The 15,529-nt window shown below is 63.2% G+C and carries 12 protein-coding genes; 6 read left to right on the top strand and 6 right to left on the bottom strand.

From position 1 onward, the window contains the following. Nucleotides 1–103 precede the first annotated feature (103 nt). Genes SDENCHOL_RS10235 through SDENCHOL_RS10225 form a run of 4 tightly spaced genes read left to right on the top strand, consistent with a single transcriptional unit; the run spans nt 104 to nt 2,325 of the window. Nucleotides 104–373: a hypothetical protein gene (locus SDENCHOL_RS10235; RefSeq protein WP_154717142.1), complete on the top strand. Its 270-nt coding sequence runs from the start codon at nt 104–106 to the stop codon at nt 371–373. Beyond that, the gene (locus tag SDENCHOL_RS14235) at nt 373–822 is read left to right on the top strand and encodes a hypothetical protein (RefSeq protein WP_172955058.1); all 450 of its coding nucleotides are present in this window, start codon (nt 373–375) and stop codon (nt 820–822) included. The genes SDENCHOL_RS10235 and SDENCHOL_RS14235 overlap by 1 nt, the downstream gene beginning before the upstream one ends. Continuing rightward, nucleotides 803–1,879 (top strand): hypothetical protein, encoded by a 1,077-nt coding sequence (locus SDENCHOL_RS10230; protein WP_172955057.1) that lies wholly within the window; start codon nt 803–805, stop codon nt 1,877–1,879. Before SDENCHOL_RS14235 ends, SDENCHOL_RS10230 begins: the two co-directional genes overlap by 20 nt. Then, nucleotides 1,876–2,325 (top strand): hypothetical protein, encoded by a 450-nt coding sequence (locus SDENCHOL_RS10225; RefSeq protein WP_154717140.1) that lies wholly within the window; start codon nt 1,876–1,878, stop codon nt 2,323–2,325. Before SDENCHOL_RS10230 ends, SDENCHOL_RS10225 begins: the two co-directional genes overlap by 4 nt. 506 nt (nt 2,326–2,831) lie before the next feature. Here SDENCHOL_RS10225 and SDENCHOL_RS10220 read toward each other — a convergent pair. From SDENCHOL_RS10220 to SDENCHOL_RS10200, 5 genes are all read right to left on the bottom strand, one after another. Continuing rightward, nucleotides 2,832–3,740, bottom strand: coding sequence for a DUF808 family protein (locus SDENCHOL_RS10220; protein WP_197706901.1), 909 nt, complete (start codon nt 3,738–3,740; stop codon nt 2,832–2,834). Between the two features lie 165 nt (nt 3,741–3,905). Then, on the bottom strand, nt 3,906–5,306 hold the full coding sequence (locus tag SDENCHOL_RS10215; RefSeq protein WP_154717139.1) for an MFS transporter: 1,401 nt from the start codon (nt 5,304–5,306) through the stop codon (nt 3,906–3,908). Between the two features lie 76 nt (nt 5,307–5,382). Further along, on the bottom strand, nt 5,383–5,589 hold the full coding sequence (locus tag SDENCHOL_RS10210; protein WP_154717138.1) for a hypothetical protein: 207 nt from the start codon (nt 5,587–5,589) through the stop codon (nt 5,383–5,385). Between the two features lie 103 nt (nt 5,590–5,692). Next, nucleotides 5,693–6,166, bottom strand: coding sequence for a DUF1854 domain-containing protein (locus SDENCHOL_RS10205; protein WP_154717137.1), 474 nt, complete (start codon nt 6,164–6,166; stop codon nt 5,693–5,695). Then, the gene (locus SDENCHOL_RS10200; protein WP_154717136.1) at nt 6,159–8,453 is read right to left on the bottom strand and encodes an ABC transporter ATP-binding protein; all 2,295 of its coding nucleotides are present in this window, start codon (nt 8,451–8,453) and stop codon (nt 6,159–6,161) included. Before SDENCHOL_RS10200 ends, SDENCHOL_RS10205 begins: the two co-directional genes overlap by 8 nt. Before the next feature lie 305 nt (nt 8,454–8,758). Here SDENCHOL_RS10200 and cphA (SDENCHOL_RS10195) point away from each other — a divergent pair, with 305 nt between their 5' ends. After that, a complete protein-coding gene (gene cphA / locus SDENCHOL_RS10195; protein ID WP_154717135.1) occupies nt 8,759–11,005 on the top strand; it encodes a cyanophycin synthetase in 2,247 nt (748 codons plus the stop codon). A gap of 68 nt (nt 11,006–11,073) precedes the next feature. Further along, entirely contained in the window at nt 11,074–13,653 is a 2,580-nt protein-coding gene (gene cphA, locus SDENCHOL_RS10190; RefSeq protein ID WP_154717134.1) for a cyanophycin synthetase, read from the top strand. 6 nt (nt 13,654–13,659) lie between these two features. Here cphA (SDENCHOL_RS10190) and SDENCHOL_RS10185 read toward each other — a convergent pair whose 3' ends face one another. Next, a complete protein-coding gene (locus SDENCHOL_RS10185) occupies nt 13,660–15,504 on the bottom strand; it encodes a nitric oxide reductase activation protein NorD (RefSeq protein WP_154717133.1) in 1,845 nt (614 codons plus the stop codon). Nucleotides 15,505–15,529: the final 25 nt, after the last annotated feature.

The following is a 15,529-nucleotide window of genomic DNA, read 5'->3' as shown; positions in this document are numbered from 1 at the left end:
TTGAGGTCTCTATAGGGGGTTCCGGTTTATGAGTCTGAGTGGTCTCAGTGGGTTGGATCGGTGTGGCATGAATGTATGCCGGCACCCGGATGCACCGAAACCGATGGCGAGTGATTACGCAATCAAGAGCGCCAGCACGCTTGGCGTCCGGATGCTGATCAACCGGCTTCCCGATGTGCTGGTGGATGCCGTACGGGCCATGGTGGAGCGTCTCAAACGGATTCATGACGATCTGCACCGGGTCTGCCGGGACTGGCTGCAGGCAGCATGCGAGGCCGTTATGACCGAGGTCGCCAGCGGATGCAATGAGATGGCATGCAAGTCGCTGCCGCTCTTTGTGATGAGCAATATCGAGGATGGCGGCGCGGCCTGATGACCACCGATCCAATGGTTATGGCTACGGCTCTTGCGGCGGGGATGCCCCCAACGCAAGAGGCGCTCGCCTGGCTTGAGGATGGTATGCGCAGGTACTTGCGCGGGATGCCCCTGGAGAATGCGCTTGGTTTCGATGATGCTGGCCGTATGCGCGTGAGAAATGCCGCGCTGGTAGATGCGGCGGTTGCGATTGATTCAGGCCGCGGGCTTTCCCCTTGGGAATTGGCCGGCAAGCTGGAGCACGCAATCAAACGATATGAGTCTGTCGTTTCCCTCATGCTGAAACGAGGCCGTATGTCTGTCGATACCTTGTCTTCCCCGGATGCAGAAATACACCGCGCGTTCACGTCTGGAGCGCGGCGACTTGCTTCCCAAGGGAAGCTATACGGGTTGTTATCCAACTTCCCAAAATCGTCTGGAACTGGAAGTGACCAACAGAAAAAATAGCATTGTCTTCAACCAACCAAAGGACAATGCTATGTATAACGCAAGTGCTTCAATCACCTCGATTTGTGATGCAATCGGCGTTCGCGCCGGTGTGATCTCTCCCGCAGCCGCACATCCAAAAGCGATTGAACTGCTGGATGATCGGCAAAATAACAAGCTTCTTCCCATGCTGGCAGCAGGATGCGTGGCCCGGATGCCAAATGCCAGTGAACGCACTTCGGGATTTGGCACCAAGGATTTCGGAAACACTCTTGCCAATGTATTCAAGTCTGTCACGCTCCGTAAGCGCGTCGGTCTTCTGGATCATCGGCTCATATGTGACATGCGCGAGCTGCCAGACTTTCGTGAGCACACCTTCCCGAACCTCGATACTGACATCCATCTTGATGAAAAAAGCGAAGGGGGCGAAACCTCGTCCGATGTCAGCCTGAGTGATCAAGTCGGCTTGAAGGCTGGGCTGGCATCCTATACGAAGCGGATATTCATCAGCCGGCAGGTACTCGTCGATGACGATGTTGAGCTGATTGCCGGTCTGGCGGCCAATGTGGGAGCGGCGGCCGCGCGGCGTGAAGCCGAGAAAGTGTATGCACTGCTCGAAGGCAATCCGGTTCTGGATGATGGCGAATACATGTTCCATGCTGGAATGGGGAACATCGTCGGATCTGCATTCAGCGAAAATGCTCTTGGGAGTGCGATGGCCGCGCTACGCAACCAGATTACACCCGCAGGTGCAATCGCCAATCTCGGGACGAAAAACCTTGTTGTGGCGTCTGATCTTGAATTTGCCGCGCGCAAGCTGATACATGAATCCGGCCTGGGGAATACGGTCTATGTGGTGGTTTCTCCATGGCTTGCCAATGGCCGCTGGTATCTCACGGCTGATCCGAATCTGTCGCCTGCGGTTGGCTTGATGCATCTGGAGGGTAGCGGCGGCAATGTGTTTGTTGGCTACATTGCGCACGACAAACAGCGGCGTGACGGCGTATTGCTTGCCGTTGCCTTTGATTTTGGCACTGTCGCACTTGGGCGTGTCGGAATCGTGCGAGGTGGCGCATGATTCCGATCAAACACCTCGACATGTTCATGGATGCCTTCATGGATCAGGAGACGCTCGAAATCATTTTGAGCGGCGCGCTCGATCGACTGGAGCAGGCCAGAAAGGAAAAGGATCCCGAGCGTATTACGCGGGATCGTCTGGAAGCGGAAAGTATCGCGAAGAACCTTGAGCTTGCCCTTGATCGTACAGAGCAAGCCCGCATTGCTTGCTGGCGTGAGTTATTCGGTCAGTCGGTTGCCAAGTTGGAAGCCGAGATTCAGCCGCTACTGAACGAGGTGGCTTGCTACTGGCGGTTGTCCATGCCTTCAGTGAGTTTTGTGCATTCTGGCGTCCTCAATGGCATATCTCAGCGCATTGATGACAATCTGCCCAACTTGGACAAATACCCGATTCCGATAGCGCCAGTAACGTCGCGGGGGCTTGATCGGGCGGATCGAGAAATTTGATAGCTTTCGGCACCGAAGATGCTATGCACGGCCCGGCGGGTGAGAGAGCCGACCCATAACCCGCTTGGGTTCTTTTCGGAATATGGGAACGGCAGGCCAGGTATTGGTTGCGGCAGCCCTGGGACGCACCTCCCGCCGTTGGGAACGGTAGCACGGTGCAACTTGACTTTTCCGTCTGACGTCTGCGCGGAGTTGTCTGGGGGTATGTTTGGGGGTGTTTTTTAGAGTGATCGGCTGGAATCAACGACTGCACTCAAATGTGAATCCCTCCGTCCGCCAAGCATCAAGTAAAAACGCCCATTTCTGGGCGTTTTTGTTTTGTACCCCACGTAAGCGCCCGTGGCAATTCTGTCTTCTCCACCGGCGAACAAGAAAAAGCAGCGCCATCACGGCCTGCAATGCCTCATGTGCGCGGCTCTTTGTTTTGCTTTTGGCTTGAGAGTCCTCGGCGTTTAGGCCGGGAGAGTGTCAACGTCGAAATACCGCTATGCGGCAGGCGCAACCTGCTATCGTCGAACCGCATGAAGCAGCAATGCGGCAACCGCACCAGCGGCTGCTCCCACACCCGTTCCCAGCAACAAGGCTAGCAGTCCTGACAAGGGTCCTGCCAGTTCGGAAAGGTATGCCACATGGGGAATGTGGTGAGAGAGGATTCCACCCCCGACGGCCAGCATGGCCAGCGTGCCCAGATAAGACAACCCGACCAGCACTTTCGGCATCAGATCCACGAGCCCCTGGCCAGCGCGCCTGAGACTGGCGATATTCCCGCTGATGCCCCTGGCCAGCAAAGCCAGGCCGAAATCGTCCATTTTGACGATGAGCGCCACGGCACCATAAACGCCGACGGTAATGCTCAATCCGACCGCGACAAGCGCCAGCGCCTGCTGTGGCAGGGGGGCCTGCATCATCGTTCCGAGGGAAATGACGATGATCTCTGCAGAAAGCACGCCGTCGGTGCGTATCGCTTCCCGAACCTTCTTTCTTTCAGCCTCTTGAGGCGATAGCACCTCGCTTTGGTCTTTCTCGGCGGCGGCGTGGGGCGCAAACTTTTCCCAAAGGCCCTCGATACCCTCGATGCACAGGAATAGCCCGCCGATGGCCAGGAGTGGCGGGATCACCCAGGGGGCATACAGGGACAGGAGAAGCGCGCCCGGAATCAGGATGGCCTTGTTGGCCAGCGACCCCAGGGCGATTTTTGCGACAACGGGAAGTTCCCGGGCTGCCTGCAGGCCATGTGCGTACTGGGGCATGGCTGCTGCATCGTCGATGACCACGCCTGCCGACTTTGCTGCGGCAGTTTTGGTGGATGCGCCGACATCGTCGAGGGAGGTTGCCGCCATGCGCTTGGCGGCGAGGGCTGCATCATCGAGGGATGCGCCAATAATCTTGAGCAGCGCTGCAATATCGTAAGCCATGCCGGATTCTAGGTGGAACGGTTGCGCGAGATTGCCATGGTCAAAAAAACCTGCTCGGGTGTTGGGCGTTAACGTTGAAGGACTAGGGAGGCGTTTTGCGCAAAAGACGGAAGGCTGGAAGTCACTGGAAGCCGGTTTTGCCGGAGAGCGAATGCCTGGAACCGTTTATGGCGACGAGGATTCGATGCCGGTGGTGACGATGTCGCTGGTCATCGCATCCAGATCGGTGTGCGTGGATTCCTTGCAGAGGGTCAGGGCGATGAAGGTCAGCACGCCGAGGCCGGCGAGGTAGAGGCCGACCGAGCCGGGGCCGTATTCCCTGGCCAGCCAGGTGGCGACGAAGGGCGTGAGCGCGGCGCCGAGAATGGATGAGAGGTTGTAGGAAATGCCCGAGCCGGTATAGCGCGTGTTGGTGGGGAAGAGTTCCGGCAGGATGGCCGACATCGGGCCGAAGCTCAGGCCCATCAGCGTCATGCCGAGGCTGAGGAAGAGCAGCAGCAGTCCGGTATTTGCCTGGGCGCCGGTGCCGAGGTTCTCCGCGGCGAGGAAATGGCCGAAGGTCAGGCCGAAGAGCATGATGGCGGCCGTGACCGTGCGCAGGAAGTTGCGTCGCCCGTAGCGATCGGCGAGCTGGCCGGAAAGCGGGATGAAGGCAGCGAAGAAGAGCACCGAGATCAACTGCAGGACCAGGAAGTCGCGGTAGCCGATGCCCAGAAAGCCGAGCTCGGTGCTGCCGATGGCATAGGAAAGTATCCAGGTGGTCATCAGGTAGAACAGGCCATAGGTGGCCAGCATGATGAAGGTACCGATCAGCAGCTCGTAGCCGTTGTTGCGCATCACGTGCAGCAGCGGCAGGCGCAGTTTTTCGCCGCGTTCGACGGCCTTGGCGAAGATCGGGGTTTCATGCAGCTTGACGCGCACATAGAGGCCGAGGGCGACCATGACGATGGACAGCAGGAAGGGGATGCGCCAGCCCCAGACGAGGAAATCGTCCTGATGCGTGGCGCTGGTCGAATCGTACTGGAAGCCCAGGGTCAGCAGCAGGAAGAAACCGTTGGCGAGGATGAAACCGATGGGGGCGCCCAATTGCGGCCACATGGCGGCGCGGGCGCGTTTGCCGGGTTCGGCGTTTTCCGCTGCCAGCAGCGCTGCGCCCGACCATTCGCCGCCCAGGCCGAGTCCCTGGCAGAAGCGCAGGATGGTCAGCAGGACGGGGGCAAACAGGCCGATCTGTTGATAGGTGGGCAGCAGGCCAATGAGGAAAGTGGCGATGCCCATCAACAGCAATGAGCCGATCAGGGTGGCCTTGCGTCCCAGCCGGTCGCCGAAATGACCGAAGAGGATGGAGCCGATCGGCCGCGCCACGAAGGCCACGCCAAAGGTGGCCATGGAGGCCAGCAGCGCCGCGCCGGCATCGCCGCGTGGAAAGAACAGCAAGGGAAAAACCGAAACGGCCGCCGTGGCGTAGATGTAGAAATCGAAGAATTCGATGGTGGTGCCGACCAGGCTGGCGAAGATGATGCGGGTGCGGTTGGTCAGACTGCTGCGGTCTGTTGGGATGGCCATGGTTGCCCCGGAATGGGTTGCGATCTGCGAAGCGGTCGGAGTGGGTAGAGCGGAGAAGGGTGGGGATCAGAGTGGCTCAGGGCAGTTCAGGCATGCCCGTGGCCTGGGCGTAGACCAGGCCTTCGCAGTCATAGCAATGCCAGCGCGGAAAGTGCTTGACGTTGGCGGGCAAATAGGCGGCGCCGCAGGTCGGGCAGACGATGGCCTCCCCCGTGCCGATCCAGCAGCCGCAGGGTTCGTCGGCGCCGTGGTTTTGATGATCTTTCGGAGTATGTTTTTCCATGATGTCGCCTTTGCGGAAAATCTTTGCGGAAAATCGTGAAATTGTCTTTTTAGCATTGCCCGTGCCGCTTGGAAAGCATCGCAGGACAGGGCTGCGTCGGCGTTCAGAGGAAATGATCCAGCAAGCGGCGGCTCGTGCGATCCAGTTGCTGCAGGTCGCGGATCAGGAAATGGACGCCATGCGCATCGGCAATCAGCAGGGTGCAATGGCTCAGGCGGCGGATGTCCTCTTCCGACTTGAGCATCAGGGTCGTCGCGCCGCGATCCGTTTCCACTTTCCAGGTGCAGGGGGTGGCGTAGCTCGACACCTGGCGGATGCGCTGGATCTCGGGCATGAACTCGCGGCCGGCCAGTTCTTCCTCGATCAACTGGCGCAATGGCGGCGGCAGGTCGGCAAGGTCGTCCAGCCAGGCCAGTTCGCGCCCCGCCGGGCTCATCAGGGCGATGCCCTGATCGGGCGCGGCGATGGGAAAGGCGCGCACCGGCACCGCGTCTTCGCAGACCTGGCCGCGCGCATCGGTGAACCTCAGGCGGCCGAAGGCATTGCGCTCCAGCAGGAAATGCGCCTTTTCACTCATCATCGGTCTCCGTCTGCCCGGCCAGCTCGTGCCGTGCCTTGGCTTGGGCCTGGGCCTGATAGAGGCGCCAGTAGGCGCCTTGCCGCGCCATCAGGCTGGCATGATCGCCGACTTCGACGATGCGCCCGCGATCCAGCACGACCAGGCGATCGGCGCGGCGCAGCGTCGACAAGCGGTGGGCGATGGCCAGGGTGGTGCGGCCGCGCACCAGGTTGTCCAGCGCCTGCTGGATTTCCTTCTCGGTTTCCGTATCCACCGAGGAAGTCGCTTCGTCCAGGATCAGGATGCGCGGGTCGATGAGCAGCGCCCGGGCGATGGAGATGCGCTGGCGCTCTCCGCCCGACAGGCCTTGTCCGCGCTCGCCCAGCAGGGAGTCATAGCCTTGCGGCAGGCGCAGGATGAATTCGTGGGCATGGGCCGCCCGCGCGGCCTGGACGATTTCCTCGCGACTGGCCTGCGGCCGGCCATAGGCGATGTTCTCGGCCACGGTGCCGAAGAACAGAAACGGCTCCTGCAGGACCAGGCCGACGTGGCGGCGAAAATCCGTCAGGGCCAGGCTGCGAATGTCGATGCCATCGATGAGGATGGCGCCATCGGTGACATCGTAAAAGCGGCAGATGAGATTCACCAGAGTGCTCTTGCCCGAGCCGCTATGACCCACCACGCCGATCATTTCACCGGCCTGGATCCGAAAGTCCAGACCATGGATGACGTCGCGATGGCCATAGCGAAAATGCACATTGCGCAGTTCGATATGACCGCTGGGCTGCGCCAGCGGCACCGGTTGGGCGGGTTCGGGCACGCTCGATACGTGATCGAGAATCTCGAAAATGCGCTTGGCCGAAGCGGCGGCTTTCTGCGTCACCGAAACGATGCGGCTCATCGAGTCCAGGCGGGTATAGAAACGTCCGATATAGGCGATGAAGGCGGTCAGCACCCCGACGCTGATCTGATCCTGCGCCACCAGCCAGATGCCGCAGCCCCATACCACCAGCAGGCCGATTTCAGTGAGCAGGGTGACCGAAGGGGAAAACAGCGACCAGACTTTGTTCACCCGGTCATTCACCAGCAGATTGTGCTGGTTGGCCTCGCGAAAACGCGCCACTTCGCGTTCTTCCTGGGCGAAGGCCTTGACCACGCGCACGCCCGGGATGGTGTCGGCCAGCACGTTCGTTACTTCCGACCAGATTCGGTTGGCTTTTTCAAAACCGCTGCGCAGCCGGTCGCGCACCTGGTGGATCAGCCAGACGATGAGCGGCAGCGGCAGCAGGGTCGCCAGCGCCAGCCAGGGATTGATGGAAAACAGGATCACCGCGGTCATCACCATCATCAGCACGTCGGTGGCGAAATCCAGCAGATGCAGGGACAGGAAGACGCAGATGCGATCGCTTTCCGAGCCGATGCGCGCCATCAGATCTCCCGTGCGCTTCCCGCCAAAATATTCCAGGGACTGGCGCAACAGATGATCGAACGTGGCAATGCGTAGGTCTGCCCCGATGCGCTCGCTGACCAGCGCCAAAATATACGTCTTCGCCCAGCCCAGTCCCCAGGCCAGCAGCGCGGCTGCAAACAGCCCGCTCAGGTAGAGCAGCACCAGATGGTTGTCTATGGGCTGACCGTTCTGATACGGGATCAGCACGTTGTCCATCAATGGCATGGATAAATAGGGCGGCACCAGGGCGGCGGCCGTCGAGGCCAGCGTCAGCAGAAAACCGGCTAGCAACTGGCCTTGATAGGGCTTGGCAAAGCGCCACAGACGCAACAGCGTCCAGGTCGAAGGCGGCGCCAGGGATTCGGTCTGGGGGACGGCGCGGACAGCCTGTTCGGCTTCCAGCGTCGTTTCCTCCGTTTCGCCCGGTTCGCGTCGAGCCGGGCCGTTGCTGGCTGCCCACGCCTGCCTGTCCAGAAAGTGCGTGCAACTGCGTTCGAACTGCCGCAGCAGATGCCGGGCGGCCGGGTTCAATGCCAGGGTGTGATGCCAGCAGGCCAGGCGGGACTGAGCGTCGATCAGTTCGAGTCTGGCTACGCCGGCATGATCGTGTTGACGCAATTGCAGCCCGGCCCGCCAGGGCCAGGCTTGCCAGCGGTTCTCATCCGCCAGCCAGGCCAGGAAGCGCGTGGAGGTGACGACCAGTCCCCCCCGGCGATAGTGCAAATGCCCATCCAGATCCGTGATCAGCCAGGCCAGCACGGTTTCATCGGCAGCCAATTGCTCGGCCAAGCCGGGCGGCAAATCCGCATCCGGGCTTCCGGCCACGGGTGTGGAGGGGCGGGACGGTTTCGTCATCGACCAGGTTTCCTGTCGGGCGCGCAATGATCGATGATCCGCACTGCGCCAACCCGGTTGCCAGCACAAAAACAGGCCATCATCGCTGCCGATCCGGCCTGGAACCTATGGCCATTCCTGGCCAGGCCGGCAGTATACCCAAGCCTTCGAGCCGGACAGAATTTGCAACACAAAATCGCGACGACTATTTTCAGGAGTCTGTAAACTTGCGGCGCATTGCTGCGTTATATCCAGGTTTTACGGAAAACGACAGCCATCCTGCGGATCTTCCGCACGCCACGCACCATGCGTCACACGCCATCATCATGAGCAGACATATAGAAATTCTGCGCACTACCTTGTTGCACGGTCCCAGCATGTGGACTTACCGCCCGGCGCTGGAAGCCTGGGTGGATATCGGAGACCTCGAAGACTGTCCTTCCAACACCCTGCCCGGGCTTTACGAGCGCCTGATCGCCTGGCTGCCCGGCCTGGCCGAACACCGCTGCAGCGTCGGTGAGCCCGGGGGATTTCTTCTGCGCCTGCGGGAGGGCACCTGGCCCGCCCATATCCTCGAACACCTCACCCTGGAGTTGCAGGGACTGGCCGGACAGCCGGGGGGCTTCGGCCGGGCGCGTGAAACTTCGCGGCGCGGCGTATATAAGGTGGTGGTGCGCTGTCCGCACGAGGAACTCAGCCGGGCTTGCCTTCATGCGGCCCGCGATCTGTTGCTCGCCGCCATCGAGGATCGCCCTTTCGACGTCGCCGCGACCATCGACCGCCTCTACCAGCTGGCTGACCGCGTCTGTCTGGGCCCCAGCACGGCCAGCATCGTTGCCGCCGCCACCGCGCGCGGCATTCCGGCCTTGCGCCTGAACGATGGCAATCTGGTGCAACTGGGCCAGGGCAGCCGGCAGCGCCGGCTATGGACGGCGGAAACCGACCAGACCGGCGCCATCGCCGAAGGCATTTCCCGCAACAAGGATCTGTCCAAGCAGTTGCTGCATGCCTGCGGCCTGCCCGTGCCCGGTGGCCGGATCGTCGCAAGCGCCGAGGAAGCCTGGGAGGCCGCCCAGGACATTGGTCTGCCGGTGGTGGTCAAACCCTTGCGCGGCAATCATGGCCGGGGAATCTCCCTGGATCTGAACGGATCGGCCGAAGTCATGCGCGCCTTCCACGTCGCCCGTCAGGAAGACGATGAAGTGCTCGTCGAACGCTGCATCCGCGGCGACGAGCATCGCTTGCTGGTGGTCGGCGGGCGTCTGGTGGCGGCAGCGCGCGGCGAACAGACCTGGATCGTCGGCGATGGCCGGGCGACCGTCGGCGCGCTCATCGACCAGCAAGTCAATACCGATCCACGCCGCGGCGAAGCCGAACGATTCCCGCTGGAAACCATCGATCTGGCGCGCGAGCCGGCGATGCGTCTGCTGCTCGAACGGCAAGGACTGAGTGCCACGGCCATCCCCGCCGCAGGGCAGCGCGTCCTCATCCAGCGTCATGGCAATGTCCGCTGCGATGTGACCGACAGCGTCCATCCCAGCTTCGCGCGGGCGGCCTGCCTGGCTGCCCGCGTCATCGGTCTGGACATTGCCGGCATCGATCTCCTGGCGCAGGACATCAGCCAGCCCCTGGAGAGCCAGGAAGCCGCCATCGTCGAAATCAATGCCGGTCCCGGCCTGCTCATGCACCTGCAGCCGGCGGAAGGACAGCCGCGCCCGGTCGGCGAAGCCATCGTCGAGCATCTGTTTCCTGCGGGTGAGGCGCACCATGGCGGCCGCATCCCGGTCATCGGCGTTTCCGGTTCACGCGGCACGACCTTCACGGCGCGGCTCATCGCCCACCTGGCCCGCTTCAATGGCCTGAAAGTCGGGCTGGCCAGCACGCAGGGGCTTTTCGTCGAAGACCGATGCATCATGCGCGGCGATTGCAGCCATGCCGCCACGGCCCGGCGACTGCTGGCAAATCCCGTCCTGAACGCGGCGGTCTTTGAAAACGGCTGTCGTTCCATACTGGAAGGCGGCCTGGCTTACGACCGTTGCCTGATCGGCATCGTCACCCATGCCGGGCAGGATGAGGATCTGGGCGATCACGACATCCGCGAAGCCGGGCAGGTCTACAAGATTCTGCGCACCCAAGTCGATGTGGTGTTGCCCGGCGGGGCGGCGATTCTCAATGCCGATGATCCCCTGCTCGCGGGCATGGCTGAACTGTGCGACGGCGAAGTGATCCTGTACACGATCGATGCGGAAAATCCACGGGTGAAGACGCACGTCGAGCAGGGAGGACGCGCCGTGATGGCTCGCGATGGCGGCCTGTGGCTGACCACCCGGGACGACCAGATACGGTTGTGCCGTCTGGTCGACATCGACATTCACATGCACATTCACAACCCGCTGGCCGGGCAGGGCGAGTCCTGCAGCATTCTGGCCGCCGTGGCCGCCGCCTGGTTTCTGGGCATTCCGCGTGAGGAGATTCACAGCGGCATCGAAACCTTTCTGGCAGAGCTCTCCGTCGTCCTCCCGCCCGAAGGCGGCCCGCACGACACGCTTCAGCCTGCCGGCGCGACTTGCTGACGTGCCGACCGCGATTTGCCGATTTCTCGCGACCTCCTGCGACCTCCCGTTCCCAAGGAAATCCCGACATGGAAGTTTCACGTATCCGGGCACTGCGCGGCCCCAATCTATGGACGCGCAATACCGCCATCGAAGCCATCGTCCATCTGCCGGAAAGCGAGCGCGACATCAGCCGGCTTCCCGGTTTCGAGGCCCGCTTGCGCGAGTGCTTTCCGCAAATCGGCCTGCTCCAGCCTCTGCAGCACGGGCTGCCGATTTCCCTGGCCGATGCGCTGAAAGCAGCGACCCTGGGGCTGCAGGCCCAGGCGGGCTGTCCGGTCACCTTCAGCCGGACGACGCCGACCCTGGAAGCCGGCACCTATCAGGTCGTTGCCGAATACACCGAGGAAGAGGTCGGCCGTCTGGCGCTGACGCTGGCCGTCGCCCTGTGCCAGGCGGCGCTGGATGGCACGGCTTTCGATCTGGACGATGCCCTGCGGCAACTCAGGAACCTGGACGAAGAGGTGCGGCTGGGCCCCAGCACGGGGGCCATCGTCCAGGCCGCGGTCAACCGTGGCATTCCCTATCGTCGCTTGACGGCGGGCAGCTTGGTGCAATTCGGCTGGGGCAGCCAGCAGCGGCGTATCCAGGCGGCTGAAACCGATGGCAGCAGCGCCATCGCGGAAGCCATTGCCCAGGACAAGGATCTGACCAAGCAACTGCTCGACATGGCGGGCATTCCCGTTCCCCGGGGCCGCCCGGTCAGCACGCTGGAAGAAGCCTGGCAGGCGGCTTTGGAGATCGGACTGCCCGTCGTCGTCAAACCGCAGGATGGCAATCAGGGCAAGGGGGTGACGGTCAATATCAGCCGCCGCGACCAGTTGGAAGCGGCCTTTGCCACGGCGGCCAGCATCAGTTCCGAAGTGCTGGTCGAACGCCATCTGCGTGGTCTCGACTTCCGTCTGCTGGTGGTGGGCAACCAGTTGGTGGCCGCTGCCCGCCGCGATCCGCCCCACGTCATCGGCGATGGCGAACGCAGCGTGCAGACGCTGGTCGACCAGGTGAACAGCGATCCGCGGCGCGGCGATGGCCATGCCACCGCCTTGACCCGCATCCCGCTCGACGACATCGCCCACGCCAAACTGGCCGAACAGGGCTTGCAGGCGACTTCCATTCCACCCCGTGGCATGCCGATCATCCTGCGCGACAACGCCAACCTCAGTACCGGCGGCACGGCGACCGATGTTACCGATGACGTGCATGTGGATGTGGCGGCGCGCGTCGTGGAAGCCGCGCGCATGGTCGGGCTGGATGTCTGCGGCATCGATCTGGTCTGCGACAGCCTGCTCCATCCCATTGAGGAACAGGGCGGCGGCATCGTCGAAGTGAATGCCGCGCCGGGGCTGCGCATGCATCTGGCGCCTTCCTACGGCAAGAGCCGTCCGGTGGGCGAAGCCATCATCAACCTCATGTACCCGGATGCGGGGGAGGCGCGCATTCCGCTGGTTGCCGTCGCCGGCACCAACGGCAAGACCACCACCGTGCGTCTCATCGCCCATCTGCTCGGCCAGCAGCAATTGCGCGTGGGCATGACCACCACCGATGGCATCTACATCGACGGCCAGCGCATCGACAGCGACGATTGCAGCGGACCGAGGAGCGCGCGCAACGTGCTGCTGCATCCCGAAGTCGACGCTGCCGTGCTGGAAACCGCCCGTGGCGGGGTCCTGCGCGAAGGGCTGGCCTTCGATCGCTGTGATGTGGCCGTCGTCACCAACATCGGCCAGGGCGATCATCTGGGGCTGGCCTACATCGATACGGTCGAGGATCTGGCCGTCGTCAAGCGCGTCATCGTCCAGAACGTTGCGCCGCGCGGCATGGCCGTACTCAACGCGGCCGACCCGGTGGTGGCCGACATGGCCGGCATCTGCCCGGGGCAGGTCACCTACTTTGCCCGCGATCCGCAGCATCCGGTGATGAGCGTGCACCGCGCCCAGGGCAAGCGCATCGTGCATGTCGCCGGCAACGACATCGTCGCCAGCGAAGGCGAGTTCGAGCAGCGCATTCCACTCGCGGCCGTGCCCCTGACGGATGACGGCCGCATCGGTTTTCAGGTGGAAAACGTCATGGCGTCAGTCGCCGCCGCCTGGGCCTTGAAGCTGCCGTGGGAAACCATCCTGGCCGGCCTGGCGAGCTTTGCCGGCGGTGTCGCAAGCACGCCGGGGCGTTTCAATCGCTTCGACTATCGCGGCGCCACGCTGATCGCCGATTACGGCCACAATCCGGATGCCATCCAGGCGCTGGTCCAGGCCATCGAAACCCTGCCGGTGCAAAGCCGCATGGTGGTCATCAGCGGCGCGGGCGACCGGCGCGACGAGGACATCCGCAAGCAGAGCGAAATCCTCGGTGGCGCCTTCGACCGGGTGATCCTCTATCAGGATCAGTGCCAGCGCGGCCGCGCCGATGGCGAAGTCCTGGCCATCCTGCGGCGCGGCCTGCACGGGGCTGCGCGGACGCGGGAGATCGAGGAAATCCACGGTGAATTTCTCGCCATCGACCGCGCCTTGAGCCGGCTCGAGGCAGGAGACCTCTGCCTGATCCTCGTCGATCAGGTGGATGCGGCGCTGGCGCACATCGCCGCCCGCTGCGCCAGCGTTGCCGCAGGCTGAAGCGATTCAGCCCGGCCGGGTGAGCTGGGAGTAGAGCAGGGGCAGGCGGCGCGCGAGTTCTTCCGGATGGCGCAGGACGAGGAAACCGCCCGGCCCGAACAGATGCGGCAGGTAATCGGCGCCTTCGCGGTCGATGGTCAGGCAGAAGGGCTGGATGCCGGCGCGGCGGGCCTCGACCAGGCTCATGCGCGTGTCTTCGATGGCGTAGCGGCCTTCGTAGGCGTCGATGTCGGTGGGTTTGCCGTCGGACAGGATCAGTAGCAGGCGCTGGGCTTGCGATTGTTCTTCGAGCAGCGCGGTGGCGCGTCGGATGGCCGCGCCCATGCGCGTGTAGTAGCCCGGCCGGATGGCTGCGATGCGTCCCCGGCAGGCTGAGTCATAGACGGCGTCAAAGGGCTTGATTTCGTGAAAGCGGATGTTGCCGCGCTTCAGCGACGAAAACCCGTACATGGCGAAGCTGTCGCCGCAGGCCGAGAGGGCTTCGGCAAACAGCAGCATGCCGTCGCGGATGGCGTCGATGACGCGCATGTCGTCGGCGATGCCTGCATCCGTGGATAGCGACAGATCGGCCAGCAGCAGGCAGGACAGGTCACGCACCTGCTGGGTGCGTGACAGATAGGCCGGCATGCTGCCCGCATGGCCGGCGCGGCGGTCGGCAAAGGCGCGCACGCAGGTTTCGATGTCGAGTTCCTCGCCTTCCGGCTGGTTTTTCTGCCAGCGTTTGGCGGAGGCCAGCGCGGCGAATTGCGAGCGCAGGCGGCGCGCCGCGACGTGCAGATGCTCGGGCAGCGGCGTGGGCGGCGCGTGCCGTGCTTCCATGGTTTGCAGGCGGCACCAGTCGGGCTTCATCCGGCGGCGCTTCCAGTCCCATTCCGGCAGTGGAATGCCTTCGCCGATGGGTACGTCATCTTCGGCGGCGGAGGGCAGGTCGAGATCGAAGCGCACCTTGCTGGCGACGGCCTTGTTGTCGCGGGCCAGCGTCAGCTTGTCCATGCTTTCGGCCTTGCTGGCGATGTCCGGATCCGGATCCTCTTCGGTGTCGCGATTGACCTTGACGTATTCGGCCCACGACAGCAGGCTTTCGGCGCGGAACATCAGGACGAAGGGCGATTCGTTTTCCGGCATGTCGGTGCGCTCGGCCTGATAGCGCTTGTCGCCGCCTTTTTGTTCGGTACCGCCGCCTTCGGCGCTTTCATGCTGTTTTTTGCCGGAGGCGGATTTGAGTTCGATTTCCGGCAAGGGCCGCAGCCAGAGCGGCACGGGCTGGATGCTGAGGGCTTTTTTGCGCGTCAGCGGCGGCAGTTCGCCGACGCTGCCGGGTGCTTGCAGGGCGCGGCGGATGGCGTTTTCGCGCGCGGCTTCGTCGGCCGGCAGGCGTGCCGGGTCGATGCGCTGCGCCAGGGTGGCGGCGACCAGACGCGCATAGCGCGGTTCGAGTCCGGGGTAATCGGCGAGCACGGCCAGCGTGGCGCGTTGATTGGCGGCAAGCCAGTCGTCGTTCCGTTCATCGGTGCGCGCAGCCAGCGCGGTGAGCCACAGGTAGAGATCGCGGTTGAGCGCCTTCTCGGGAAACAGCGCCAGCCGCGCGGGCAGGTGCAGCGTTTCGGCATCGCGTGCCGCCAGCGCGAGTTTGTCGCCGCTGTGCGCCATGCGCTGGAACAGGCGCAGGCGGCCGCCGTGGCGCGTGTCGGCGGCCGGGGCGATACGCAGTCCGGGATCGCCGCCGAAGGCGCGGAACAGCAGGCCGGCGCTGCGTTCGACTTCATCGAGGGTGATGGCGGCGGCTGCGTATTCACGCAGCGCGGCGCGGCTGATGAGGCGGTGCCAGAGTTCGCCGATGTATTCTTCCATGCCGTTTGCGGAGAAGGCGCGTTGC

The organism is Sterolibacterium denitrificans, assembly GCF_900174485.1.
Classification (GTDB): Bacteria; Pseudomonadota; Gammaproteobacteria; order Burkholderiales; family Rhodocyclaceae; genus Sterolibacterium; species Sterolibacterium denitrificans.
Note: the sequence above shows the minus strand (reverse complement) of the source record. Positions and strands in the feature narration are given on the sequence as shown.